The organism is Thalassospira sp. SM2505 (assembly GCF_054901115.1).
The window spans coordinates 1,470,450-1,497,027 of record NZ_CM142731.1; the positions used below are offsets into that span (position 1 = coordinate 1,470,450).

A 26,578-nucleotide genomic window follows, 5' to 3' on the forward strand; every position below is an offset into this window, starting at 1 on the left:
AATTTGTTGTTTTGTAAAATGTATCATTTTAATCAGGGATTTCTAGCGTCCTGTTGGCTTTGCCCGCCGTATCCGGAAGCAACCCATGCGCATCAATCTGAATTGGGCTGTTCTTTCCGTTAATTACGGAGTTGTTTTTACTTATTAAAATCTCGAAATTTTAAATTGTCGCTTGATGCTGAACCTTTGGACTCTCACATGAAACAGACGGGATACCGAAGGTGCACCTCCATGGCAGGCAAGTCATTATATTCAGGTGCAAATGACGAACTGTAAAGAATGCAACATTCTGTTGCCATTTTCTGTTGCGAGAGCTGTCACGAGCCCTATGCTTTTGGACTTAAAATCAAATCATTGAAGGTCACTGCGACGTGCAGAATGACCTTGTGAGCGAGCGGAGCCTGACTGTTGAAAAAGATCCTTGCCGTAATCGGTGCATTAGTTGTGGTGCTTGTCGCAGCACTGCTGATCATTCCTTCCCTGATTGACTGGAATGGCTACAAGGCACAGATCAGCCAAGCCGTGCGCGATGCCACGGGGCGGGAGCTTGTTCTTGAGGGCGATCTGTCCATGTCGCTGATCCCGTCGCCGTCGCTTTCGGCAAGCCAGGTCAGCCTTGGCAATCTGCCTGGTGCCCAGGACGCCGACATGGTGTCAATCGAAGAGGTGCGTGTGTCGGTTGCCCTGATGCCGCTTCTGACGGGCAATGTTCAGATCAAGGAAGTCAGTCTGATCGACCCTGTAATCGCGATCGAGACATTCGAAGATGGCAGCAACAATCTGGTCTTCGATCCGGCACAAGCCGCACGTTCCGGGCCGGATGCAGGCACGATTACGATGCCCGAAAGTGGCTCTCAGACGCCAGAACAATCACAGACAGGTGCCGATAATCCGGCAAGCGGATCTGACGATGCCGCAGGCAGCGATATCGCCAGCACGATCAAGATCGACCGGCTTGAGATCGAAAACGCGACCATCATCTATCGTGCTCCGGGGTCGGAAGAACGCATCGAAGGCCTGACCATTGGTGTATCGGCAGACAGCCTGAATGGTCCGCTTGAGGGTGAAGGGTATGTTTTCTATCGCGGTATCCCGCTGACATTTGGCTTTAATGTTGGTCAGATCAGTCAGGTTGCACCTTTCCCGGTCAGCCTGAAACTGGGCATCGACAAGGTCGATGGCGGTATTACGGTTGGTGGTCGGGTTGATCTGTCCTCGGATAATCCGGGATTTGATGGCCAGATTGATGGTAATTTCGACGATCTCCGTCAGGCAGCACTGCGCATTGCAGGTGATGGTGCGGATATCCCCGATATCGCCGCCAAGCCCTTTAACCTTGGCGGGCATATTGCCGCCAATGCCAAATCCGTCACGCTGAATGATTTGTCGATCCGCTTTGGTGAAACCCGTGGATCGGGTGCGATTGCGATTGATCAGGAACCGAGCATGCGCGCGGATGTCGCATTGCGGTTCAATCAGCTTGATCTTGATAGCATTCTTGTTCTGGCTGATATGGGTGACGGCAAGGCGGCACCTTCATCCGGTTCCGCTGCCGCATCCGGTTCCCCGGATAAGGCCGATGCAGACACGAATGGATCAAAGGGTGCCAATGGTGCAGCTCAATCCATTCCATCGCAAAGCTCGGTAAATAACGGCAAGGCAGCCAATGCGCCCGCCATTCCGTCTGACCTGACGGCATCTATCGACTTTGAAGTCGAAACCCTGATCTATAACCAGACGCCTGTGCATAATGCGCGTATCAATGCCGCGATCGCGGATAGCAAGGTTACGCTTAACGAGGTGTCCGCCGGTCTTCCGGGGGGCACGGATCTGGCCGTCTTTGGCAGCATTTCCGGTCAGAAGCCGGAATTGTCGGCGGCATTAAGCTATGAAGTTGCATCTGAAAATATCCGGGCTGTGATTCGCTGGCTTGGTGTTGATGTCGATGGCATACGTGCAGATCGACTGCGCCGGTTCTCCCTGACAGGCGGGATCAAGGGAACGCCTGATCAGCTTAATATTTCTGATCTTGATCTGCGGATTGATGATACCGCCATTCGTGGTGCGGTGGTCGCCAATCTGAGCGGGGAAGGGCTTCCGGCACTCGGCATCGGGTTGAAGCTTGATCGCATCAATCTTGATCAATATATGCCAAGCGCACCGGCAAATGATAACGCTGCAACAACGTCGTCAGATACTGCTTCAGGTGGTGCCACAGCAGGCGGTGCGTCGACTGATAGCGCTGCGCAGTCTTCTGCGGTCAAGGAAGACATGGTCAAGGTCATCAGGGATGCCCTGGCGCCGCTTGACGGTTTGGCGGCAAACTACCGTCTTGCTGCTGACGAAGTTATCTCATCAGGTGTTGCCGTGCGCGGCATCATGATTGATGGCAGCATCAAGGGCCGAGACATTACCCTGACCAATCTTGTTGTCTCTGATGCAGCCGGGCTTGCCGCGTCTGCCAAGGGCACCTTCAACGGGTCGGCAGAGGTTCCAGTCTTTGACGGGTTGTCTGTTCGGGTAACAGCCAAGACGCTTGAGCCCTTTGCAAAGCTGACCGGGATTACGCTTCCGGCACCGGCAAGCAGCTATAAAAGCATTCAGGCAAATCTTGGTCTGAATGGTCCGGTTACCGGGCCGTCCCTTAAACTTGATGTCTCCAATCCGTTGATGCAGGTCGCCCTTGATGGTGTTGTTTCGCAGATGCTGGGTGGAAATCCCGGATTGGACGGCAAACTTGCCATTCAGGCGTCAAGCCTGAACCGCGCACTTGATCTTGTTGCGCCGACATATACACCGTCGGGCAATCTGGGGCGGTTTGCCGTTTCAAGTGCGGTCAAGGGCAATGCACAGAATATCGTCCTTGATGGTCTGAAGCTTGTGGTTGGCGCGTTTGAAACAGCGGGCAAGGTCACATTTGACGCATCACAGGCACAGCCGAAACTTTCGGTCGCACTTTCGGGCGGAAGCCTTGTGGTTGATCCGTTCCTGCCTGCCGAAAAACGCGCAAGCCTGATGCCCGGCGCGGGTAGCGGGCCGGGCAAGGCTGCCTTTAATCTGCCCTCGGGCATGAAGGTGACCAATGTCGATGCGCGTGACGGGACACCATGGGATGATACGATTATTGACGTATCGGCCCTGCGGTCGATTGATGCGGATATCGCCATCGCCCTTGATCAGCTTGATTTTGACGCCTACAGCCTTGTGAAGCCGGACCTTAAGGCAAACCTTGTGCAGGGGCTTTTGACCATCTCGAACCTTAAGGGGCTTCTGGGGGATGGTGATCTTGGTATTGATGGGACGTTCGATGCCCGTAACAGTGATGTTCCGCAACTTGCCCTTAAGGGCGGCCTTGACAAGGCGCGGATTGAAAAGCTGACACCGATCAAGGTTGCCAATGACACTGTCATTGGCGGTGCGAACCTTAAATTCGATGTCAAGGCATCGGGCAATACTTCACGTCGTCTGGTTTCTGCGCTGAATGGCACGGCCAATCTGGTCCTGACTGAAGTCCGGTTTAGCAATGCAAGCAAGCGGTCAAGTGATCCGAAGCTGAATATTGAAGCTCTGTTGCGTCAGGGGCCACAAGCCATGGTGGTTGAAGGGGTCGGCAATAATGATCTTCTACAGTCGCTTGAAGGCGATATTGCCATCACCAACGGTATTGCCAAGACCACCCGCGTCGAAGCCCTTTCGCGGGTCGGGACGGCGGATGCCGATGCAACACTTGATCTGCCGAAATGGGTGATGGACACCACTGCTGATTTCGATTTCTCCAAAAAGATCGAAGAACTGCCGCCCTTTAGCGTCTATGCCAAAGGCAAGATCGATGATCCTGTGATCACCGGTCGCATGGACAAGATCGCGGTGAAGGTTCTTGATAACATTCTCGACAAGGCGCTTGGCGGAAGCGGATCAAGCAGCGGTGGTTCGGGTTCAGGCAGCGGATCGGCCGAAGATGCGGCAAAAGGGCTCTTGAAAGGTCTTTTGAACCAGTTTGGTCGGTAATCCCCTGACGGGCTAAAGTCAGCGAGAACGGCCCCGACATGTGGGGCCGTTTTTCGTTTAACCTCAGATGCTTGACAGGTCATCGTAATATAACGGCAAAAAAACCTTAACAAACGGGTCCGGCTTCGACATGATCCGCGCGTCGATTCCCTTTGATGGTAACGGTTGATTATGTCGGTTAAAAAAACTGCTCTGGATAAGGACCTCAAGTGGCAAAAGCGCATGGATGCGGGGATGGGGGCCACTGCCTCGATCAGCGCAAAGCTTGGTCTTGCCATTGTCTTCCTGATTGCCTGTAGCGCGTTTGTCGCCTTTCACATGGGTGGCTTGCCGCAAAGTGGCTTCCTGATCGCGGCTGCTGTGATCGGCGGTTACATGGCGCTGAATATCGGTGCCAACGACGTTGCCAACAATGTTGGTCCGGCGGTCGGTTCCAAGGCGCTAACCATGGTTGGCGCCCTTTTGATTGCGGCTGTGTTCGAAGCCGCCGGCGCGATCATCGCCGGTGGCGATGTCGTTGGAACGATCAAGAACGGGATCATTGATCCAAACCAGATGCCTGATGCGCAGACCTTTGTCTGGGCAATGATGGCCGCCCTTCTGGCCGCAGCACTTTGGCTGAACCTTGCGACCTGGCTTGGTGCGCCGGTATCGACCACCCATTCCATCGTCGGCGGTGTTATGGGGGCCGGTATGGCAGCCGTCGGCATTGATGCTGTGAACTGGCCGACCATGGGGACGATTGCTGCCAGCTGGGTGATTTCCCCGGTACTTGGCGGTTTGATCGCCGCTGGTTTCCTGGCCTTTATCAAATTCCGTATCATCTATACAGAAGACCGTGTTGCTGCTGCCCGCAAATGGGTGCCGATCCTGGTTGGTGTTATGGTCTCGGCCTTCTCGATGTATCTGATGATGAAGGGGGTCAAGAAACTCTGGAAAGCAGATACATCGGTTGTGATTGCTATCGGTATTGCGGCCTTCTTCATTACGGTCCTTCCGGTGCGCAAGGCGGTTCATCGTGCATCGGCAACCATGACAGGGCGCCGCAAGGAAATCGCATCGCTGTTCCGAATTCCGCTGGTGGTTTCGGCAGCCCTTCTTTCCTTTGCCCATGGTTCGAACGATGTTGCGAACGCAATCGGTCCACTGGCGGCCATTGTGTCGGGTGTCGATAGCGGTCAGATCGTGACTTCGGCCCCCATTCCGATCTGGGTTATGGTTATCGGCGCAATTGGTATTTCGGCTGGTCTGATCCTGTTTGGTCCTAAACTGATCAAGACGGTTGGATCAAAGATTACCAAGCTTGATCCGATCCGTGCCTATACGGTGGCTCTGTCGGCAGCACTGACGGTGATTGTGGCCTCGGCACTCGGCCTTCCGGTCAGTTCGACCCATATTGCGGTTGGCGCGGTGTTTGGTGTCGGCTTCCTGCGTGAAAGCCTGTCGCATCGTCGTCGTCAGGTCGCATCGCCAATGCTGGTTGACAAGCCCGACGACCTGCAGGCAGACGAACATCTTGAAGCCTTGCGCCAGATTGATCCGAACGAAGCTGAAAAAGCAGAACAGAAAATGCGCAAGCGTCTTCTGGTGCGTCGCCGCTATGCGGTGACGATTGCGACAGCCTGGGTGGTGACGGTTCCGGCTGGTGCCTTCCTTGGCGCGCTGCTGTTCTTCACCATTCGTGGTATCATGCTGTAATCGCAAAAGAATAAAGTTTCGCGGCACGGCGTCCCACTTTCCCCGGGGCGACTTGCAGCGATCTGCAGCGGCGGTCAGGGTTTCCCTGATCGCCGTTTTTCCTTGACCCTCTTGGGGCTTGGGCGTAAACACCCGGCAACCAAAGTTGAAAAGAACCCGGTCCTGATCGTCGCCCAGTAAGGTGGGCCGCGAGATTTGTTATGCGTGGGTTCACCTTGTTGAAGGACAAGACGATGAAAGCGATCATTTTCGGTGTTCTCGCCATGGCGGCGACTGTTGTCGCGTCGAACATTCTTGTTGAATACCCGCTGCCGGGTGTTCTGGCGGATTGGCTGACCTATGGTGCCTTCACCTATCCGGTGGCCTTCCTTGTGACCGATCTGACCAACCGCGCACGCGGTGCGGGGGCTGCGCGCATTGTCGTGCTGGCGGGCTTTGCACTGGCAGTTGTGTTGTCGCTTATCTTTGCAGACACGCGCATTGCCATTGCGTCGGGTTCGGCCTTCCTGATTGCCCAGATGCTTGATGTGACGATCTTTGACAAGCTGCGTCAGGCAACTTGGTGGAAAGCACCGCTGGTGTCATCGGGGATCGGTTCGGCGGTGGATACCGCCTTGTTCTTCTCGATCGCGTTTGCCGGTACCGGTCTTCCGTGGGACACCTGGGCGCTGGGTGATTTTACCGCCAAGGTCATCATGGCGCTGACCTGTCTTGCGCCGTTCCGTCTGTTGATGGCTGTGGTGACACCGCGCCTGAATGCGGAACCGGCACAGGGCTGATATGTCGCGCAACACCTTGTGATTTTAAACGAAGGGGCGCATAAAACGCCCCTTCAACTGTTTGTCCCATAATCCGGAATTACCCCGATCCATGAAAGTCGATCTGTTCGATTTCGAATTGCCACGCGAACGCATTGCAGAACATCCGGCAAACCCGCGTGACGCTGCGCGTATGCTTGATCTGTCTGCCGATGGCATGCATGACCGTATCGTGCGCGAGCTGCCCGATATTCTGCGTCCGGGCGATTTGCTGATTTCCAATGACACGCGCGTTATCCCGGCACGTTTGTTTGGCAAACGCGGTGATGCCAAGGTCGAAGTGACCCTGCACAAGCAGGAAGGTCTGGGAACCTGGGTTGCATTCGCAAAGCCTGCCAAAAAGCTTCGGATCGGTGAAACCTTCAAGGTCAATGACGAATTCGAGGCCGAGGTTCTTGATAAGAAGGATGGCGGCGAGGTTACGCTGAAATTCAACCGGTCGGGAGCCGATCTGATCGCGGCCCTTGAGAAATACGGTGTGATGCCGCTGCCACCCTATATCCGTCGCGAGACCGGTGGCGATGATCAGGACAAATCCGATTATCAGACCATCTTTGCCCAAAAGGACGGCGCGGTGGCGGCCCCGACGGCGGGGCTGCATTTTACCCCGGAACTTCTGGCAAATCTGGATGCGCGCGGGGTTAACCGTCGCACCATTACGCTGCATGTCGGGGCGGGGACGTTCCTTCCGGTCAAGGTTGACGATACAGAAGACCACAAGATGCATGCCGAGTGGGGATCCATCAGCAAGGAAATTGCTGATCTGATCAACGAGACGCGCGCCAATGGTGGACGTGTTGTTGCGGTCGGGACAACGTCACTTCGTTTGCTTGAAAGTGCGGCACGTGAAGACGGCGTGGTTGAACCGTTCGAAGCGGAAACCGACATCTTTATCACGCCGGGTTACAAGTTCCGGGCGGTGGATATGCTTTTGACCAACTTCCATTTGCCGCGTTCGACCCTGTTTATGCTGGTTTCGGCCTTTGCCGGGTTTGACCGGATGAAGGCGGCCTATAACCACGCGATCGAGAACGAATACCGTTTTTATTCTTATGGCGATTGCAGCCTGCTTGAATGCGCCAGTAAAATTGATGCACGGACATAATCTGTCATGACCGAATTTCGTTATGAACTGCTTGCCCAGGATGGCAAGGCCCGTTTGGGGCGCCTCCACACCGCGCACGGCGTCATTAATACGCCGACTTTCATGCCGGTTGGAACTGCTGCCACGGTAAAGGGCATGCTGCCGGAAAATGTCGCTGATACGGGCGCGCAAATTCTTCTGGGCAATACTTATCACCTGATGCTGCGTCCCGGCGCGGAACGCATTGCGCGTCTTGGTGGCTTGCACAAATTCATGAACTGGGACAAGCCGATCCTGACCGATAGCGGCGGGTATCAGGTCATGTCGCTGGCCAAGCTTCGCAAGATCACCGAAGAAGGCGTGACCTTCAAAAGCCATATCGACGGTCGCAAGTTCAACCTGACGCCGGAACGGTCGATGGAAATCCAGCATCTTCTGGGTTCGACCATCACCATGGCCTTTGACGAATGCACCCCGTTCCCGGCAACCGAACAGCAGGCCGCTGACAGCATGCGTATGTCGATGCGCTGGGCCAAACGGTCAAAGGACGCGTTTGTCGAGCGCGAAGGCTATGCGCTTTATGGCATTCAGCAGGGCAGCGTTTTTGAAAACCTGCGCCGTGAAAGTTCTGAAAAGCTGGCTGAACTTGATCTTCCGGGCCATTCGGTTGGCGGGCTTGCAGTTGGTGAAGGCCAGCAGATCATGTTTGATACGCTTGATTTCTGTGTCGATATGTTGCCGGCCAACAAGCCGCGCTACCTGATGGGGGTTGGCAAGCCGTCTGATCTGGTTGGTGCGGTGATGCGCGGGATTGATCAGTTTGACTGTGTGCTTCCGACCCGTTCGGGCCGTAATGCACAGGCCTTTACCCATCGCGGTACCCTGAACCTTAAGAACGGTCGTCATCGTGATGATGATCGCCCGCTTGATGATCAGTGTAACTGCCCGGCTTGTACGAAATATTCGCGTGCCTATCTGCATCACCTGATCAAGGCGGGTGAAATTCTGGGTGCGGTGCTGCTGACCTGGCACAACCTTGCCTATTATCAGGATTTGATGCGCGGCATGCGCGAAGCCATTGCCGAAGGCCGGATGGACGCGTTCGCACGTGATTTCCGCGCCGGACAGGAAGGCGGGGATATCGATCCCGTGCCAATTATCGAGGATTAATTCCATGGCCGATCAGACCATTTACGACAATCTGACCATGCTGGGTGGAGACACCAAGCAGCCCGCCAGCCCGGACGAAGCCGTTCTTGAACGGGTTCAGAACCCGCAAGCCGGAACAGATTATTGTGTGCGCTTTGTCGCACCGGAATTCACGTCGCTTTGCCCGATCACCGGTCAGCCGGACTTTGCCCATCTCGTGATTGACTATGTGCCGGGTGACTGGCTCGTAGAAAGCAAATCGCTGAAGCTGTTTCTGACTTCGTTCCGTAACCATGGGTCGTTTCACGAAGATTGCACCATCAAGGTTGGCAAGCGCATTGTTGAAACACTTGATCCGAAATGGCTGCGCATTGGCGGTTACTGGTATCCGCGCGGCGGCATTCCGATTGATGTGTTTTATCAGACCGGCCCGGCCCCCGAAGGCGTCTGGATTCCTGAGCAGGGTGTGGCGCCCTATCGCGGCCGTGGTTAGGCCCGTCAGGACAACGGTTAACATATGAATTTGAAAGGCTGCCTTGTTCGGGCAGCCTTTTTCTTTGGGTATGGCTATTTCACATCATTAGTTAATGATAATTATTCTCATTGTCATTTTCAATTGATCCTGCTAAGTCAGGGAGATGGCAGGGGGCCTGCTTTGTGACACTGGTTTGGTTGGGAATGACGATGGCGCGTCAAAGCGCATCTGTCCTCATTGCAAGTTTTCAGGAAAACTATGAACAGCTTTTGCGGTTTCTGACCCGGAAGCTGAATGGTGATTCCCAGCGCGCGGCCGATGTCGTGCAGGACACCTATTTGCGTCTTGCCAAAACGCCCGACACCGATGACGAGATTGATAACCCGCGGGCTTATATTTACCGGGTGGCGGGCAATCTTGCGATTGACCAGATCAGAAGTGACAGACGTCTTTCTGCGCGTCATGACGGGGACGAGGGGGCGCTGGAAATCAGTGATCCCAAACCTGGGCCGGAAAAGATTTACCTGTCGCGCGAACAGATCATGCTGCTGGACCGGGCCTTGAAAGAATTACCCGATAACGCGCGTGCGGCACTCCTGATGTTTCGGGTCGAAGGGATGTCTCACACCGAGATTGCCGACAAACTTGGTGTTTCAAACAGTATGGTCGCGAAATATATTGGCCGCGCCTTGCGTCATTGTCGTGACGCGCTTTTGGCCGGGGATGAAAAATAATGTCAGTTTTGATGGCATCATTCGCCTGGCTGGTTCGTCTTATAAACAGAGATTGCCGTTTGTCGGGAACGGGAACGGATTTTGATCGGGGAGTGGGCATTTGACGTCGGGTGCAACCGCAGATCAGCAGTCTGTGCTGAAAGGCTATGACGATGACATGATCGCGTTGAGCGATCAGGCCATCGAGTGGCTGGTGCGTCTGCAATTCGGCGATGCTTCGGATGTGGAACGCCAGGCATTTGAACATTGGCGTGCCCAAAGCAACGATCATGCCCGTGCCGTCCGGGAAGCTGAATTGCTTTTCGGAGCGGTTGACGAGACCGAGGTGGCCCGAAACTGGTCCGGGCTCGACCACGATCTGGCGATGGCTTCACCGACATTGGCATCCACATCCGTCAGTCGACCGGCAACGCGACGCAAACGGCCAATGACAGGGCGTATGTCGTTTGGACCAAAACGCTGGGGCGTTATGGTCGGTTCGCTTTGTGCAATGCTTGCCCTGATCATCATTGGTAGTCTTCAAGGGCAGGATTTATGGGCACGCTGGAATGCGGATTACAGCACCGCTATCGGGGTTTCCAGAACCATAACATTGCCGGATGGCACGGTTGCCCATCTGAACACATCATCGGCCTTTTCCATCGATTTCTCCGGCGATATCCGACAGGTGAATCTTGCCGCAGGCGAGGTCATTTTCGATGTCGCCAAGGACGCCAGCCATCCCTTTATTGTCACAGCACGGGATGGGGCTTCGATGGCGGTTGGAACTGTTTATGGGGTTCGGATCGAAGATGATTGCGTTGGCGTCACCGTTCAGGAAGGCGTGGTTGAGGTCAGCAACCAGTCGGGCAGCTCTGTTTGGTTGAATGCCGGTGAGCAAGCCTATTATCAGGATGGTGCAGTTCCGAAACTGGTCGAGGATGCTGATCTTGCTGCCTATGGCAGCTGGCAACGCGGAAAGCTGATCTTCAATAACCGTCCGCTTGGTGATGTGATTGACGAGGTCCAGCGATACAAATCCGAACGCATCGTTATTGCACGTGATGCTTTGCGTAATCTCAGGGTTACCGGCGTTTTTGAAACCGCCGAGCTTGATGAGCTGCTTAATTCTCTGGAGCAGACAACGGGTGCCAAGCTTGTTCGCTTGCCGCTTTTGACCGTCATCTATTAGCCCCGGTCGTGCGATTTCGGACCGTGTTTCGGGCTATTCTCAAAGAATTTCAAAAAAATGAAAAAGGGGGTGCAAATCACGTCAGGTGAAATCGTCACAAGGTAAAGCGAATGATTTCGGTTCTTAATATCATTCGCAATAGGGGAATTGAACCAAAAAGGCCTTATGATGAATTCAACGAATGTGATGAAGCTTGTGGCATGCGGCCAACGGACTGTGATTTCAGGGGATGTTGCACGAAATGACTGGATGCGACGTCTTGCGGCGACCACAGTTATTTCAGGGATTGCTCTAGCTTGTCCGCTATCGGGCAATGCTGCCGAAATCGGTACCGAAATCGCCCAGTCAAATGTGGTTCTTCTCGACATTCCGGCCCAAGACCTTGACCGGGCGCTAACGACATTTGCCGATCAGGCGAATCTGAAGCTTATGTTTCCCTCGGACGGGCTGGGGGATGTGAAGGTGTCCGGGCTTAAGGGCGAGATGACGGTCGATGCCGCCCTTGGAACGCTCTTAAGCGGAAGCGGATATACCTGGCGCTACACGGATGGTGGAACGATCACCATTGAACCGCTTGCCACTAGCGGTGAAAATGTCACCGATGCTGTCCGTGTTGAAGCAAACAGTGTTGACGAAAAGGCCGACGGCCCGGTACCGGGTTACATTGCCACGAAGTCGTTGGCTGCAACCAAAACGGCGACCCCCATCCTTGAAACGTCGCAAAGCATTACTGTGGTGACACGTGATCAGATGGAAGATCAGGGGTCACAAACCATCATGCAGGCGATGCGTTATACCCCCGGTGCCTTTACCGGGCAGGTCGGCGCGTCGAACCGCTACGATTATGTGATCTTGCGCGGCTTGGTCGACCGGTCGATTGACAACATTTACCTTGATGGTCTTAAGACCATGAGTGATGACTCGACCTATAGTTCGATGCAGGTCGACCCCTATTTCGTTGAGCGTGCTGATGTTGTCAAAGGCCCGGCATCGGTTCTTTATGGGCGGAGCTCCCCGGGTGGGCTTGTCGCACTTTCAAGCAAGAAGTCCCAATTCGAACAACAGGGTGAAGTCGAACTTTCCTATGGCAACCGCAATCAGCGTGGTGTCGGGTTTGACCTGACAGGACCGCTTGATGAAGCAGGTAAGCTGGCCTATCGCCTGATTGGCAAGGCCGATGCTGCTGATACCCAGTTTGAAGGTGCAGAAGAAGAACGCTATGCGATTTCCCCGTCTTTGACGGCGAACTTCACCGATGATACGCGCGTCACCCTGATGGCTTATTTGCAAAAAGATCCGGAAGGAGGAACCCATAACGGTGTGCCATCAGAAGGCACCCTGTTTCCGCGAAATGGCAAATATATCTCGACCGGGTTCTTTGATGGCGATCCATCGCTGGAGGCCTTCGAAAGAACGCAGAATATGGTAGGCTATCAGTTCGAACATGATTTCGACGAGACCTTTACAGCGCGACAGAACTTTCGTTTTCTCGATGCTGACGTCCATATTGACCAGATTTACCAGACCGGCTGGGTTGGTTCGACAGACGAGCTGAAGCGTTCCTATGGCGGTGGTGATGAAACCATGCGCGCATATGCCGTAGACAACCAGCTGCAAGCCGATTTCGCAACGGCGGATATAGATCATACTGTGTTGATGGGCTTTGATTATCAGCACCGTCGGGCCGAAAACAGCTGGCAGTTTCCGTCTGCTTCGAACATCAATCCGTTTTCACCGACTTATGGAAGCCCCGGAGTTACGCTTGGTGCACCAACGACAAGCAATGTCAGAACGCTTGAACAGGCGGGTTTGTATCTTGAAGATCAGTTTTCCTACGAAAACTGGCGCCTTTCATTGGGATTGCGACAGGATTGGGTGGAAACCACAAAACTTGATCGCCTGACCAACAAGAAAACCGGCGAAGATCGCCAGAAACTTACCAAGCGGGCCGGCATCTTGTATCTGTTCGACAATGGTGTCGCACCCTATGTCAGTTACTCGGAATCCTTTAATCCGAGCCTGTCTTCAGATGTTGCGGGCAACCCGATTGAGCCTTCCGAGGGGACCCAGTATGAGGCGGGTGTGAAATATCAGCCCGAAAACGGTAATCTTATGCTGAGTGCCGCGGCCTTCTATCTCGAACAGGATAATGTCGCGATCTATAACGCGTCGACCTTTGCCTATGATCCGCTTGGCAAGATCGAAAGTCAGGGGCTCGAACTTGAAGCGCGGGCAAATTTGAATGAAAACCTCAGTGTGATCGCATCCTATACTTATACTGACGCGGCCTATGATGCGCCGGGTGATAGCAAGGACGGCAAACGTCCGATGCAGGTTCCCGAACATATGGCATCGATCTGGGGCGATTACGGGTTCCATTCGGGCGCCCTTGATGGGCTGAGCATCGGGGCAGGTGCACGCTTCGTCGGGGAAATGGCGGGCAATGAATCCAATACGATTACGGTGCCCGATTATACCATTTTTGATCTGGCACTGAATTACGACATGGCCAAGGTTGGCTTTGATAACACGGACCTGCGCATCAATGTAAACAACCTGCTTGATGAGGAATATGTGGCCTCGTGCCTGATCACACAGTGGTCGGATAACTGTTACTACGGTGAAGAGCGTTCGATCCTTGCAACGCTTCGCTATCGCTTCTGATCTTTCTTTGATCAGCATTCAAAGGCCGCAGCATGACGCTGCGGCCTTTTGCGTTTTGTCGGCAAACCTATATAAAGCACGATAAAGAGAGATCGCTTTGTACAGAACACCGACCCGCAAACATGACCACAACGACCGAACGCCAGATCACATTGGAAATGCTTAAGGCCAAAGCCCGCGAAATCGGCTTTGATGTCTGTGGTGTGGCGCGTCCGCAGATTGATCCGCGTAATCAGCAACGCCTTGATGAATTTGTTGCCGGTGGCGAATACGGTTCAATGGCATGGATGAATGATCCGGAACGTTTGCCACGGCGTCGTGATCCGGAAATGCTGTGGCCCGACGTCAAATCAGTGATCGTACTGGGCAGCAATTATGGCCCTGCCGAAAATCCGATGGAGTTGCTTGATCACCCGGACCGGGCGATGATTTCGGTCTATGCGCGTAACAAGGACTATCACGATCTGATCAAGAAACGCCTGAAACAATTGGCCCGGTGGCTGGTTGAGCAATCGGGCGGGCGCGAACAGGTAAAGGTTTTTGTTGATACCGCCCCGGTTCTTGAAAAGCCGCTGGGGCAGTCGTCGGGTATCGGCTGGCAGGGCAAGCACACCAATCTTGTGTCGCGGGAATTTGGTAGCTGGCTGTTTCTGGGCGAGGTCTTTACGACGATCTCGTTTGACGAAGCCGAGCCCGAAATTGATCATTGCGGGTCTTGTTCAAAATGTCTGTCGGCCTGTCCGACGGATGCCTTTCCGGCACCCTATAAGCTTGATGCGCGCAAATGCATTTCCTATCTGACGATCGAGCTTGACGGACCCATCCCCCTTGAATTTCGCAAGGCGATGGGCAATCGCATTTATGGCTGTGATGATTGTCTGGCAGCCTGTCCCTGGAACAAGTTTGCGAGCAGAACAGAAGAGCTCGCATTCATTCCGCGCGCGGAACTGACTGCGCCGCGTCTGGCCGATTTCCTTGATTTTGATGATGAAACATTCCGCGCATTCTTTAGCGGATCACCGATCAAGCGGATCGGTCGGGCAAAGTTTTTGCGCAATGTTTTGATCGCGGCGGGCAATAGCGGGTCGGAAGGTCTGATCCCCAGAATTACCGTCTTGCTGGGTGATGAGAGTGCGCTGATCCGCGCCAGTGCCGTCTGGGCGCTGGCGCAATTGATGGATGGTGAAGCGTTTGATCAACTGCGGACACGTCAGGTAGCACAGGAAGAAGACCCGATTGTTCGCACCGAATGGGATCGGGGCAGCCTTGCAGCCTGATCAGGCATCCATATCGAACTTCACAAAATCAAAGTGATAGCGAAGCCCGCCCTTGGGATCGGAAAAGGCAATGCCGTATCCCGGACCAAGCGGATTGCGGTCTTCGAGCTCTTCTTCCTTTTTATGTCGGAAATCAAGTGGTTCGCCACACTGGGTGCTGTTGGCCAGAACGAACGGTACACCAAGCCAAGTGCCGGTCGCAGGCCGGTGTAAATGCCCAAAGAACAGATGCTTGATTTGCGGGTTTGCCTGCACGATTTCACCCAGTTCGTGCTCAACATCAAGGCGGATCGTATCCATGAAGGGCAGGCCCATCTCAAACGGTGGATGATGCATGAAAAGGAACGTCGGCGTATCGCGATGGGCGGCAAGTTCGTCACGCAGCCAGGCCAGACGTCTTTCGCACAGGGTGCCGTGATGATCACCCGGCACGATGCTGTCCATCATGACAAACCGCACCCCGTCAAAGGTCTGGCCAAAATTGACAAAGCCGTTGGCATCAACCGACGTGGTCGGAAAGGCGTCGCGGAAAGCTTCGCGAATGTCATGGTTCCCCGGAATGATCAGATAGGGGATGGCAAGTTCGGACAGGATATCGACGGCCTGTTCATACTGTTCGGCTGTTCCGCGATGCGTGATATCACCGGTAATCACACAGATTTCGGCATCGTGATGGTGGGTGTTGATTTCACCGATAACCTTGCGCAGGGTTGCCGCCGCATCCGGCTTACGTGACAGGTCATTGCGTGCAAGAATATGAAGATCGGAAAGATGTATGAATTTCATGACGATGCCCTATCATGGCGGAAAGCATTTGAAATCATGTTCGTTTTTCCCAGACATGAAAAGATATAAACGCCGATGGATGACACCGTTCGTAAAAGATCAGTGACAATTGCAGGCCACAGAACCAGTTTTTCGCTTGAAGATGCTTTCTGGCAGGAGCTGGTCGGAATTGCCGAACGTCGGGACCTCACACTGGCGGAACTGGTGGTCGAAATTGATTCCGAACGGGAAGGCAACCTTTCGAGTGCCCTTCGGCTTTACATCCTGCGTGATCTTCAGAACCGCATAAGAGGGCAGGGGCGTGAAAGCCTGCCCGATGATGGTTCTGAACCGGATGAGATGGTTTAGCAGCCATGTGCGCAATTGCCGGGATCACTGCATCAGATGGTCAATCCGCACTTGCGCGTATCCTGGGCAAACTTGCCCATCGCGGCCCCGACAATACCGCGATCTGGTCTGATCCGGATGGTGCCATTTCGTTGGGATGTGCACGACTGATCACCACGGACCCGAAACGCACAGCCAATCAGCCATTGGTGACCGCTGATGGGCGGTTTGTTCTGGTGTTCAATGGCTACATCGCCGGACACCGGCGTAAGATCGCCGACTTGGCCCGGGATGGTGCATACATGCGGAGCCAGAATGATGCGGAACTGGTTTTGCATCTGTTGGCCCGTGCCGTCATGGCAGGCGATGATATTGCCAATATACTCGGTGCATTATCGGGGCAATATGCACTTGCGTTCTGGGATGTTCGGGAACGCAGCTTATGGCTGGCGCGCGATCCGGTCGGGATCAAGCCGCTTTATGTCTGCCACAGCAGCCCGACCGGTGATCTGGCATTTGCTTCGGAACTGGCGGCACTTGGTGAAGTGCAAAGTCTTCGGTTCGATCAAACGAGCAGGGCTCGCTATCTGGCCCATCTGTTTGTGCCAGCACCGGCAAGTGGCGTTATGGGTATCGAACTCTTAAAGCCCGGATCCGTCATCTGCTGGCAGAATGGCGCGATCACCAGAAGCGCGATTGCCCATCCGGCACAGGATGTAAGTGCCAAGCCGACGTCTTTTGACAGGGTTTCTGATCTGCGTCAGAAGGTCAGGCAATCGGTCGCGGATGCGATGGATGTCGATTGTGCGCTTGGATGTCTGGTTTCCGGCGGGCTTGACAGTGCCGGGATATCGGCGATTTCCTGTGATATCGCGCGCGAACAGGGCCGGGACTTGCCACCCGCATTCGTCATGGGGTTTGACGATCCGGCCCGTGATGAAACCGATGCTGCCCGAAAGCTTTGTGATCATTTGGGGCAAACGCTTTGCATCGTTCGTGCCCCGAAAACCGGGGAAGAGATATATGACGAACTGATTGCGGGGCTGGGGTCGGTCGGTGCGCCATTTGCCAATCCGTCGATTGTCTTGATGCAGCGACTGTCATCGCGGGTTGGGCAGGATGTCCGTGTTTGTCTGACTGGTGATGGCGGGGATGAGCTGTTTGGCGGCTATCCCAGATATCGCGCCGCATTTTTGTATGACCGGTATTGGCAACATGTTCCGCGACCTTTGCGACAGGGGGCAGCCAGGATTGGCAAATGGACAAGCTATCGTGAATTGGTGCGGTTTCTTTCGGGTGGATGTGATGATCTGCGGTCGGCATTTGACGTCTGGAACAGTCGCTGTGCCGTGCCGGAGTTTGAGACAGAACTTGCCGGAATAACAGACAGCTTGATGCAGAGCGGCAATCTTGCCGATCAGATGATGCAGTTTGACCGGGATGTGACATTGCCGGGCAATCAGCTTGTAATGTCGGACCGGTGCGGCATGGCATTCGGGCTGGAATATCGCCCGCCATTGCTTGGTCATGACGTGATCCGGTCTGCTGCGGTGATTTCTGCAACACAGCATTTGCGGGATGGGGCGAAATCGGTCTGGCGTGACGTCATAGAGCCCCATTTTCCTGCCGGGCATCTTGGCAATCGCAAGATCGGGTTTAATCCACCACTGGCGGACTGGCTTGCCAAACTGGGCACGTACCTTTGGGGGGATGACGACAGTATTTTAAATGCGGTGTTTGGTGAAATCGGTCTGCCAAAGGAACGGCAGAGGATGTGCTGGACGCGCGCGACATCCGGTCGGGACGCGGACATGACATTGACTGTTTGGGCATTAATGGTGTGGAAGATCTGGGAAATGATTGACGGGCCGCGTGGTGATATCCTTGAGCACACCAGACAGAAATCACCCGGGCAGAAATCAGATCGTGTTGTTGCTGCCGATATGGCGTGACCGTCGATACAGGTTCAAAGCAGTCAATGCCGTTGGTGCAAGCTGGACAACCTGACGTGACAGTGCCAGCACGCGGTCTTCGTCAAATTCGGCATCCTCGAAAATGGACTGGGTCGTTTCGCAAAGTTCGGACAGTTGGCGCAGACCAAACGTCCCCGACGTGCTTTTAAGGGCGTGAACTTCGTTGCGGACTGTTTTCAGATCATCCTCGGACAATGCCTTGTCGATCTTGACCAGTCGGGATTCCGTTTCATTGATAAAGATATCAATGCCACAACGCGCACCCTCTTCACCGGCATCATTGTAAAGTTGTTCCAGTACCCGGATATCCAGTACCGGACTGGTCAGGGATTCCGGGCGGGAAGGACGACCAAGGCGGGCACTTTTGCTGCGCAGATGTGGCGGGGGTGAAGATGTCAGTTTTGCATTTTTTCCGGCACCCGACGTGCGCGCAATCAGGTCCTGCATGGTTTCAATGAGCTTTTCACGCTGGATTGGCTTGTTGATGAATTCATCAACACCGGACTGCCGGGCAATAACATTCCAGTCACGCGATTGATGGGCCGACAGGGCGATGATCGGGGTCTGTGATACGGGGCCGGGCATGTGACGGATCCGGCGGGTTGTGTGCAAGCCGTCCATGTCGGGCATTTCGACATCCATCAGGATCAAATCGGCATTCACCCCCCTACGCAACATGTTCAGAACGCTCTGACCGTTGCTGGCTTCGACGATGCTGTATCCCTCGGCCTGAAGGATACGGCGGGCGACCATACGGTTACTTTCGCTGTCATCGGCAATGATCACAGTCCCGATTTTGGCATCATTGGCCGAGTTCGAAAGATTGATCTTATCAAGCGGGACGTGTTGTGGCTTAACAAAGCAGATTGAAATCATGCCGCCATCGGCAAGTTCGGTTTCGTTGAAGATCAGGTCTTCTTCGGCAACGCCCGTGATTAATTGTTCCCACGCCGGATTGGCATAGACAATCCGTTCGTCAGCGTCAAAAAGCGCAATGCCTGCTTGTGTTTGCGCAAGCGCGTTGATGATCTGATGTTCCATTGGCCACCTACCGATTCGGTGCCCAGTCCCTTACCAAACGGCACAAATATTCTTTTTATCTGAAACGCTCAGGTTCCTTGAGTGACTCTTATTATTGTTACAGTTTTTTCTAATAAGTCCATGGTTTTTCAATTTCGCCAGCGTGGCGGACTTTAAACGCATGAAACACTGTGATGAAACATGTGTTTCATGTCGTGTAATTTTGAAACATATGTTGCGATGTCGCGCATCTTGTGGCGTAATTTCATGTGTCCTGTTGTGCAGAGGTGCCTGATTGATGGGTTTGTATTCTGATTTGCGCGAAAAACTGATCTCGGACTACGCCAAGCTTAGTCCGCAGATGCAGAAAGCTGCGCGCTATATCCTTGATCATCCCAATGAGGTTGCCTTGCGTTCGATGCGCGCGCTTGCGGCGGCGGCGGGTGTGCCGCCAAGCACCATTACCCGGCTGATGGGGGCCATCGGGATCGAGACCTGGCAAGAATTTCGCGATCACTATCAGACGAGACTGCTTGATCAACCCGCCAGCTACGCCCAGCGCGCCCGCGAAACCCAAAGCACGGAAAATGATGCCAATCGCGACGAGCATCTGCTGGAAAGTATCGCGCGTACGGAAATTGACAATATCAGTGCGGCATTCAGTCCTGATCTCAGCGCGCGGATGATCGAAGCCTGTATGGCAATCGAAAATGCCCGTCATGTTTATATTGTCGGGCGCGGGGCTGCTTATCCTGCGGCCTATCAGTTTGCTTATGCCTATCGCCTGTTTCGTGACAACGGGGTGCTGGTTGATGGTCATTCCGGCGCGTTCGGGGATGAATTGCGCGGGATTGGTCGCCGTGACCTGATGATCGCGGTCGGGGCAAAACCCTATATCCGTGACACGGTGCGCGCAGTTGATTTTGCACGCTCCCAGCATTGCCCGGTGATCGCGGTGAGCGATTCCGATGTTTCCCCGATTGCGCTTGAAGCCATGACCAAACTGGTTGTTCGTGACACGTCGCAATCCTTTTTCCAGAGTTTTACCGCCGCTTTGTCGGTCATGCAGGCGCTTGTTGCGTTGCTTGTCGCACGCGGCGGTCAAAAGGCCCTGCAACGGATTTCTGCTGCAGAAGAACAACTTGCTGCCTTTGATACCTATTTTGAAAACTAGGGTCAGGGCTCTTACGGAATTTCCGAACATGACAACTGTGCCAAACACCAAAACAGTTCCCAATGCGTCTACCCGCGTTTTGCATCGCACAAGCATCGCGACCCCGCCACGTGCGGTGCGCGGAGAGGGTATTTATATCTTTGATGAGACGGGCAAGAGTTATCTTGATGCCTGCGGTGGGGCCGCTGTTTCATGCCTTGGTCATTCCGACCCGGACGTTCGTGCAGCAATGCATGCCCAGATCGATCAGATTGCCTATGCCCATTCCGGGTTCTTTTCATCAGACGCCATGGAAGAACTGGCTGACGAACTGGTCGCCAATGCACCGGCCGGTATTGATAAGGTCTATTTCGTTTCCGGCGGGTCCGAGGCAACCGAAGCGGCCCTTAAGATGGCGCGGCAGTACTTCCTTGAGATCGGCCAGCCGGAGCGCAAATACGTTATTGCCCGGCGTCAGTCCTATCATGGCAATACGCTGGGCGCGCTGTCGGTTGGCGGCAATATGTGGCGGCGTAAACAGTTTGAACCGCTTCTGATCACCGCAAGCCATATCGCACCGGTTTACCAGTATCGTGATCAGCAGGCTGATGAAACGCCAGAGGCCTATGGCCTTCGCGCTGCGAACGAACTTGAAACCGCCATTCTTGAACTTGGTGCGGATAATGTTGCGGCCTTTGTCGCCGAGCCGGTTGTTGGCGCGACTGCTGGTGCGCTTGCTCCGGTACCGGGGTATTTCAAGCGTATCCGCGAGATTTGCGATCAGTATGGCGTGTTGCTGATCCTTGATGAAGTCATGTGCGGGATGGGCAGGACCGGGACTTTGCATGCCATCGAACAGGAAGGCATTTCCGGCGATCTGCAAACCATCGCCAAGGGGCTTGGTGCCGGTTATCAGCCAATCGGTGCGGTTCTGGTTTCCAAAAAGATCAATGATGCGATTGCCACCGGGTCGGGATTCTTCCAGCATGGCCATACCTATCAGGGGCATGCAACAGCCTGTGCCGCAGCACTGGCAACCCAGCGTGTCATTCGGGAACGCAATCTTCTGGCAAATGTGGTCACGCAGGGGGAAAACCTTGTGAATGGGTTGCAGGACAAATTTGGTCAGCATCCCTTTGTTGGGGATATTCGCGGGCGCGGTCTTTTCCGTGGTGTCGAGCTTGTTGCGAACCGTGAAACCAAGGAGCCGTTTGATCCGTCGCTCAAGATCAATGCCAAGATCAAGAAAGCGGCATTTGCCCGTGGATTGATGGCTTATCCGATGGGGGGGACGATTGACGGGGTGCGTGGGGATCACGTGCTGTTTGCCCCTGCATTTATCGTGACAGAAGACGATGTTGCAAAGATCGTTGATCTGTTTGGTGCGGCGCTTGATGACGTCTTTGCAGCCGAGGGACTTTCATGATGGTCTATGGCGAAACACCGTTTCTGATTGCATCAGCACCCAATGGAGCCCGGAAAACCAAGGCGGATCTGATCAATATTCCGATCTCCGCCGCCGAGGTTGCCCGGGAAGCCTTGGCCTGCAAACAGGCCGGGGCTGGGATGATGCATCTTCATGTGCGCGATGATGACCAGAAACACAGTCTCGATGTTGGCCGCTATCGCGAAATGCTGACTGAGGTACGGGCGGCTGTCGGACCGGATATGCTGTTGCAGGTGACGACCGAGGCCGTCGGAATGTATAGCGCGCGCGATCAGATGGCGATGATCCGCGACCTTGTTCCCGATGCGGTATCAATTGCGGTTCGGGAAATTGCGCCGATTGATGCAGACCTGAACGCCTTGAAGGTGTTTTTCGAATTCATGCGCGAAGCAGGCATCCTGCCGCAATTCATCCTCTATGCGCCCGAGGACGTCGTGCGCTTTAACCAGTTGGTCGAAATCGGGGTTCTTCCGGGCGAAAAGTTCCCGGTTCTATTCGTTCTGGGGCGTTACACAGTCGGACAGATATCCGATCCGGCCGAGCTGTTGCCATTCCTTGGAACGAGTTCCTATATATCCGAATGGATGTTGTGTGCATTCGGGGCATTTGAGAATGCCTGTATTTTGACCGGTGCCGGTCTTGGCGGTCATGCGCGCATAGGGTTTGAGAATAATCATCTTAAGGTTGACGGATCGCCAGCGTCGGACAATGCTGAATTGATTGCTCAGGCGTGTGAGGGTTCTCGCTTGATGGGGCGTAAAATCGCGACAGGTGAACAGGCGAAATGCCTCATGCAACCGGTATGGTAGGAGCCACAGTTTAAACGCATATCATAATGAAATAATCAGCGAAATATCAGGAGCTTCGGGGTTATGGGCTTTTAATTCATCAAGCTGGAACCTATAATCCCGGCGTCAAAACATCTACTATGTTGGGTGTTTTCAAGAAATTCTTCTGTTCCAAGGACGAATGGAAGGATGCCTTATAACAGGGTGTACAAGGGAGCTAATCCTAATGAAAAAACTAATTGCAGTAGCGACTGCAGTCGCAGCTATTGCTGGCGCATCGCTTTTTGCTGGTCAGGCATCAGCACAGGAAAACCGTTTCATCACCATCGGTACCGGTGGCGTGACGGGCGTTTACTACCCGACCGGTGGCGCGATTTGCCGTCTGGTCAACAAGGATCGCAAAGAGCACGGCATTCGTTGCTCGGTTGAATCCACTGGTGGTTCTTCCTACAACATCAACACCATCCGTTCCGGCGAGCTGGACCTTGGTGTTGCCCAGTCTGACATTCAGTACTATGCGCTGCATGGTGAGAAAGCCTTTAAAGAGGTTGGTCCGTTCGAAGACCTTCGTGCGGTCTTCTCCATCCATCCCGAGCCGTTCACCGTTGTTGCCCGTGCAGATGCCGGCATCAAAACCTTTGACGATCTCAAAGGAAAGCGTGTGAATATCGGTAACCCGGGTTCGGGTCAGCGCGACACCATGGACATCGTTATGGCAGCCAAAGGCTGGACCCTTGACGATTTCGCACTGGCGTCCGAACTGAAGCCGGCTGAACAGTCCCAGGCGCTTTGCGACAACAAGATTGACGCAATGATCTACACCGTTGGCCATCCGTCCGGTTCGATCCAGGAAGCAACCACTGCATGTGATTCCGTTCTGGTTGAAGTTGCTGGCGAAGCCATCGACAAACTGGTTGCTGACAACCCGTACTATCGTGTTGCCACCATTCCGGGCGGCATGTATCGCGGCAACCCGGATGACGTCAAAACCTTCGGTGTTGGCGCGACCTTCGTCTCCTCGACCGCAACTGACGCGGACGTCGTTTACCACGTTGTTAAAGCAGTCTTTGACAACTTCGAAGATTTCAAAAAGCTGCATCCGGCTTTCGCAAATCTGGTTAAAGAAGAAATGGTCAAAGACGGCCTGTCGGCTCCGCTGCATGACGGCGCTGCAAAATACTACAAAGAAGCAGGCCTGATGTAATTCAGGCAGGAACGGAGGGCAGCAAGTTGCCCTCCGTTTTTCTTTCTTTCGCCCGTTGGGTACGACCAAAAAACTTTAAAAACCGGTATCTTTGATTGATACCAATGTACTCCGTGGGCGACCGGGTGTGTGTCGACGGAGATTTTTTGTTTCTGGGAAGCCGGAACATGAATCTCCGATCAGACCGGGAGTTTGAAATGACCGACGTGAAAAACGCAAACCAGGCTGCGTCTGATCAGGACCTGCAAGACCTGATTGCGGAAAATGATACAGGGGCGCGCCAGCCGACCGGCATGACAGCAAAGGTGTTGCTGTATGTGGCCGTCGCATGGTCCCTGTTCCAGCTGTGGCTGGCATCGCCGCTGCCTTATATTGTCAGTTTTGGCGTGTTCAACTCGACCGAGGCACGGTCGATCCATTTGGCTTTTGCTGTATTTCTTGCGTTTCTGGCCTATCCGGCCTTCAAAAGCTCGCCGCGCAGCTATATCCCGATTGTAGACTGGATTCTTGCCGCTGCGGCTGCTTTTTGTGCTGCATATATTTACATCTTTTATCGCGATCTCGCAGGGCGTCCGGGGCTTCCGATTACCCAGGACCTTGTTGTCGCAGGTGCCGGGCTGGTGCTGTTGCTTGAAGCAACCCGCCGCGCACTTGGTCCGCCCTTGATGTGTGTGGCTGTACTGTTCCTGGTTTACGTGTTCTTCGGGAATGCACCATGGGTGCCGGAAGTTCTTCAGTGGGCCGGTGCAAGCTTCTCCAAGGCAATGTCCCATCAGTGGATTACGACCGAAGGCGTGTTTGGTATTGCGCTTGGCGTATCGACAAGCTTCGTCTTCCTGTTCGTGCTGTTTGGTTCGTTGCTTGATAAGGCAGGGGCAGGCAACTATTTCATCAAGGTCGCGTTTGCTGCCCTTGGTCACATGCGCGGTGGTCCGGCAAAGGCTGCTGTTTTGTCATCGGCGATGACCGGTCTGATTTCCGGTTCGTCGATTGCGAACGTTGTGACCACCGGGACATTTACCATTCCGTTGATGAAACGCGTTGGTTTCTCGGGTGAAAAAGCCGGTGCGGTGGAAGTTGCTTCTTCGGTCAACGGTCAGATCATGCCACCGGTGATGGGGGCTGCGGCCTTCCTGATGGTCGAGTATGTCGGCATTCCGTATCCGGAAGTTATCAAGCATGCCTTCCTGCCAGCAACGATTTCCTATATTGCGCTGATCTATATTGTTCACCTTGAAGCTCTTAAGGCGAACATGAAAGGTCTGCCGAAACGGGTGACCTCGACCCTCGGCCAGACATTGATCCGGTCGCTGCTGTTCGTGCTGTCGCTGATCGTTCTTTCGGGGCTGGTCTATTACGCCATTCTCTTCCAGAAGCAGCTGTTTGGCGCCGCAGTCGGCTGGATCGTTGCGACCGAATGTGCTGCGATCTATCTGGCGGGTCTCTACTACGCTGCCAAATATCCCGATCTTGAAATGGATGATCCGAACCAGCCGGTTCTCGAACTGCCGGCACTTGGTGAAACGGCAAAGGCCGGATTGCATTATCTGCTGCCGGTTGTTGTGCTGGTCTGGTTCCTGATGATCGAGCTCAAATCACCCGGGCTGTCTGCATTCTGGGCCACCGTATTGATGATCTTCATCATGCTGACCCAGCATGCGGCAAAATCGTACTTCCGCAAGACGCCTGACTTTGCTGCCGGTTTGAAACTGGGCTTTGCCGATGTCATTGACGGTTTTGCGACCGGTGCGCGTAACATGATCGGTATCGGTGTCGCGACGGCTGCGGCTGGTATTATCGTGGGTACAGTATCGCTGACCGGTATCGGGCAGGTGATGGTTGAATTCGTCGAGCTGATTTCCGGCGGCAACCTGATGCTGATCCTGATCTTTACCGCAGTGATCAGTCTGATCCTTGGCATGGGGCTTCCGACCACGGCGAACTATATCGTGGTTTCGAGCCTGATGGCGCCGGTGATCGTCGAACTGGGGGCGGAAAACGGTCTGATCGTGCCGTTGATCGCAGTTCACCTGTTTGTGTTCTATTTCGGCATCATGGCCGATGTGACACCACCGGTTGGCTTGGCATCCTTTGCCGCCGCCGCGGTATCGGGTTCAGATCCGATGAAGACGGGTGTGGTTGCGTTCTTCTATTCGATGCGGACCGCAGTTCTGCCGTTCCTGTTCCTGTTCAATACCCAGCTTTTGATGATCGGTCTGGATCATCCATTTGATGTTGTGATGGTGATTATAGTATCGACAGTCGCCATGCTGGTCTTTGCCGCAGCAACGCAGGGGTATTTCTTTGCCCGTTCGAAGATTTGGGAAAGTGCGGCCTTGTTGCTGGTTGCTTTCACTCTGTTCCGTCCGGGCTTCTGGCTTGATCTGATCGAGCCGCCTTACGATAACCTTCCGGCAACGACAATTATTGAAGATGCCGAAGGGATGCCGGAAAATTCAAGTATCCTGCTGGATGTTGAAGGCATCAATATCGAGGGTGAGGAAATATCCAAATCCGTGATGTTGCCGCTTGGTCCGGCAGGGTCGGGCGAGGATCGTCTTTACAATGCCGGGATTGGTATCCGGAACGAAGACGGTCGCATCTTTATTGATGATCTGGTCTTTGCAGGTCCTGCCGAGAAAGCCGGACTTGATTTTGACTTTGAAATCACAGCGGTGAAGGTCGAGGCTGATCGTTTGCCTAAGGAAGTGTTCTTCATTCCGGCATTCCTGCTGCTGGGTGGGATCATTGTTCTGCAACGCCGTCGCAAGCGCGCTGAAGACGCGCTTGGTACGGTCTGAC

Annotated in this window: 19 protein-coding genes; 17 read left to right on the forward strand and 2 right to left on the reverse strand. The window is 54.1% G+C overall.

What is annotated here, in order from left to right:
- Positions 1-408 precede the first annotated feature (408 nt).
- The 10 genes from ACTU44_RS06600 to queG all read left to right on the forward strand — a co-directional run bounded on the left by ACTU44_RS06600 (position 409) and on the right by queG (position 15,078).
- Positions 409-4,008 (forward strand): AsmA family protein, encoded by a 3,600-nt coding sequence (locus ACTU44_RS06600; protein ID WP_462096999.1) that lies wholly within the window; start codon positions 409-411, stop codon positions 4,006-4,008.
- Positions 4,009-4,179: 171 nt separating this feature from the next.
- Positions 4,180-5,706 (forward strand): inorganic phosphate transporter, encoded by a 1,527-nt coding sequence (locus ACTU44_RS06605; RefSeq protein ID WP_114099534.1) that lies wholly within the window; start codon positions 4,180-4,182, stop codon positions 5,704-5,706.
- A gap of 233 nt (positions 5,707-5,939) precedes the next feature.
- Positions 5,940-6,485 (forward strand): VUT family protein, encoded by a 546-nt coding sequence (locus tag ACTU44_RS06610; RefSeq protein ID WP_114099627.1) that lies wholly within the window; start codon positions 5,940-5,942, stop codon positions 6,483-6,485.
- A 91-nt stretch (positions 6,486-6,576) separates the two neighbouring features.
- Entirely contained in the window at positions 6,577-7,629 is a 1,053-nt protein-coding gene (gene queA, locus ACTU44_RS06615) for a tRNA preQ1(34) S-adenosylmethionine ribosyltransferase-isomerase QueA (RefSeq protein WP_114099533.1), read from the forward strand.
- 6 nt (positions 7,630-7,635) lie between these two features.
- Complete coding sequence (gene tgt, locus ACTU44_RS06620; RefSeq protein ID WP_462097000.1) at positions 7,636-8,778, forward strand: tRNA guanosine(34) transglycosylase Tgt; 1,143 nt, start codon at positions 7,636-7,638, stop codon at positions 8,776-8,778.
- A 4-nt stretch (positions 8,779-8,782) separates the two neighbouring features.
- Positions 8,783-9,250 (forward strand): preQ(1) synthase, encoded by a 468-nt coding sequence (gene queF / locus ACTU44_RS06625; RefSeq protein ID WP_008889637.1) that lies wholly within the window; start codon positions 8,783-8,785, stop codon positions 9,248-9,250.
- A 191-nt stretch (positions 9,251-9,441) separates the two neighbouring features.
- Positions 9,442-9,966, forward strand: a complete 525-nt coding sequence (locus tag ACTU44_RS06630; RefSeq protein WP_462097001.1) for an RNA polymerase sigma factor — start codon at positions 9,442-9,444, stop codon at positions 9,964-9,966.
- Between the two features lie 100 nt (positions 9,967-10,066).
- Positions 10,067-11,137 (forward strand): FecR family protein, encoded by a 1,071-nt coding sequence (locus ACTU44_RS06635; protein ID WP_462097002.1) that lies wholly within the window; start codon positions 10,067-10,069, stop codon positions 11,135-11,137.
- Positions 11,138-11,302: 165 nt separating this feature from the next.
- The gene (locus ACTU44_RS06640) at positions 11,303-13,801 is read left to right on the forward strand and encodes a TonB-dependent siderophore receptor (RefSeq protein ID WP_462097003.1); all 2,499 of its coding nucleotides are present in this window, start codon (positions 11,303-11,305) and stop codon (positions 13,799-13,801) included.
- A 122-nt stretch (positions 13,802-13,923) separates the two neighbouring features.
- Entirely contained in the window at positions 13,924-15,078 is a 1,155-nt protein-coding gene (gene queG / locus ACTU44_RS06645; RefSeq protein WP_462097004.1) for a tRNA epoxyqueuosine(34) reductase QueG, read from the forward strand.
- Here queG and ACTU44_RS06650 read toward each other — a convergent pair whose 3' ends face one another.
- On the reverse strand, positions 15,079-15,864 hold the full coding sequence (locus tag ACTU44_RS06650; protein WP_462097005.1) for a phosphodiesterase: 786 nt from the start codon (positions 15,862-15,864) through the stop codon (positions 15,079-15,081).
- Between the two features lie 75 nt (positions 15,865-15,939).
- Here ACTU44_RS06650 and ACTU44_RS06655 point away from each other — a divergent pair, with 75 nt between their 5' ends.
- A complete protein-coding gene (locus ACTU44_RS06655) occupies positions 15,940-16,212 on the forward strand; it encodes a ribbon-helix-helix domain-containing protein (protein WP_462097006.1) in 273 nt (90 codons plus the stop codon).
- 5 nt (positions 16,213-16,217) lie between these two features.
- Positions 16,218-18,143 carry an asparagine synthetase B family protein gene (locus ACTU44_RS06660; RefSeq protein ID WP_462097007.1) on the forward strand — a complete coding sequence of 642 codons (1,926 nt, stop codon included), beginning with the start codon at positions 16,218-16,220 and terminating at the stop codon, positions 18,141-18,143.
- On the opposite strand, the gene ACTU44_RS06665 is transcribed toward ACTU44_RS06660, so the two are convergent.
- Positions 18,111-19,205, reverse strand: coding sequence for a response regulator (locus ACTU44_RS06665; RefSeq protein WP_462097008.1), 1,095 nt, complete (start codon positions 19,203-19,205; stop codon positions 18,111-18,113). The two genes, ACTU44_RS06660 and ACTU44_RS06665, sit on opposite strands and share 33 nt — an antisense overlap.
- A gap of 277 nt (positions 19,206-19,482) precedes the next feature.
- On the opposite strand from ACTU44_RS06665, the gene ACTU44_RS06670 reads away from it, so the two are divergent.
- The 5 genes from ACTU44_RS06670 to ACTU44_RS06690 all read left to right on the forward strand — a co-directional run bounded on the left by ACTU44_RS06670 (position 19,483) and on the right by ACTU44_RS06690 (position 26,577).
- Positions 19,483-20,358 (forward strand): MurR/RpiR family transcriptional regulator, encoded by an 876-nt coding sequence (locus tag ACTU44_RS06670; protein ID WP_114099524.1) that lies wholly within the window; start codon positions 19,483-19,485, stop codon positions 20,356-20,358.
- 28 nt (positions 20,359-20,386) lie between these two features.
- Complete coding sequence (locus ACTU44_RS06675) at positions 20,387-21,763, forward strand: aspartate aminotransferase family protein (protein ID WP_462097009.1); 1,377 nt, start codon at positions 20,387-20,389, stop codon at positions 21,761-21,763.
- Positions 21,760-22,593 carry a beta-keto acid cleavage family enzyme gene (locus ACTU44_RS06680; RefSeq protein WP_462097010.1) on the forward strand — a complete coding sequence of 278 codons (834 nt, stop codon included), beginning with the start codon at positions 21,760-21,762 and terminating at the stop codon, positions 22,591-22,593. The genes ACTU44_RS06675 and ACTU44_RS06680 overlap by 4 nt, the downstream gene beginning before the upstream one ends.
- Before the next feature lie 205 nt (positions 22,594-22,798).
- Positions 22,799-23,776, forward strand: a complete 978-nt coding sequence (locus ACTU44_RS06685) for a TAXI family TRAP transporter solute-binding subunit (protein ID WP_114099522.1) — start codon at positions 22,799-22,801, stop codon at positions 23,774-23,776.
- Between the two features lie 197 nt (positions 23,777-23,973).
- Positions 23,974-26,577, forward strand: coding sequence for a TRAP transporter permease (locus ACTU44_RS06690; RefSeq protein WP_462097011.1), 2,604 nt, complete (start codon positions 23,974-23,976; stop codon positions 26,575-26,577).
- The last annotated feature ends 1 nt before the right edge of the window (position 26,578 follow it).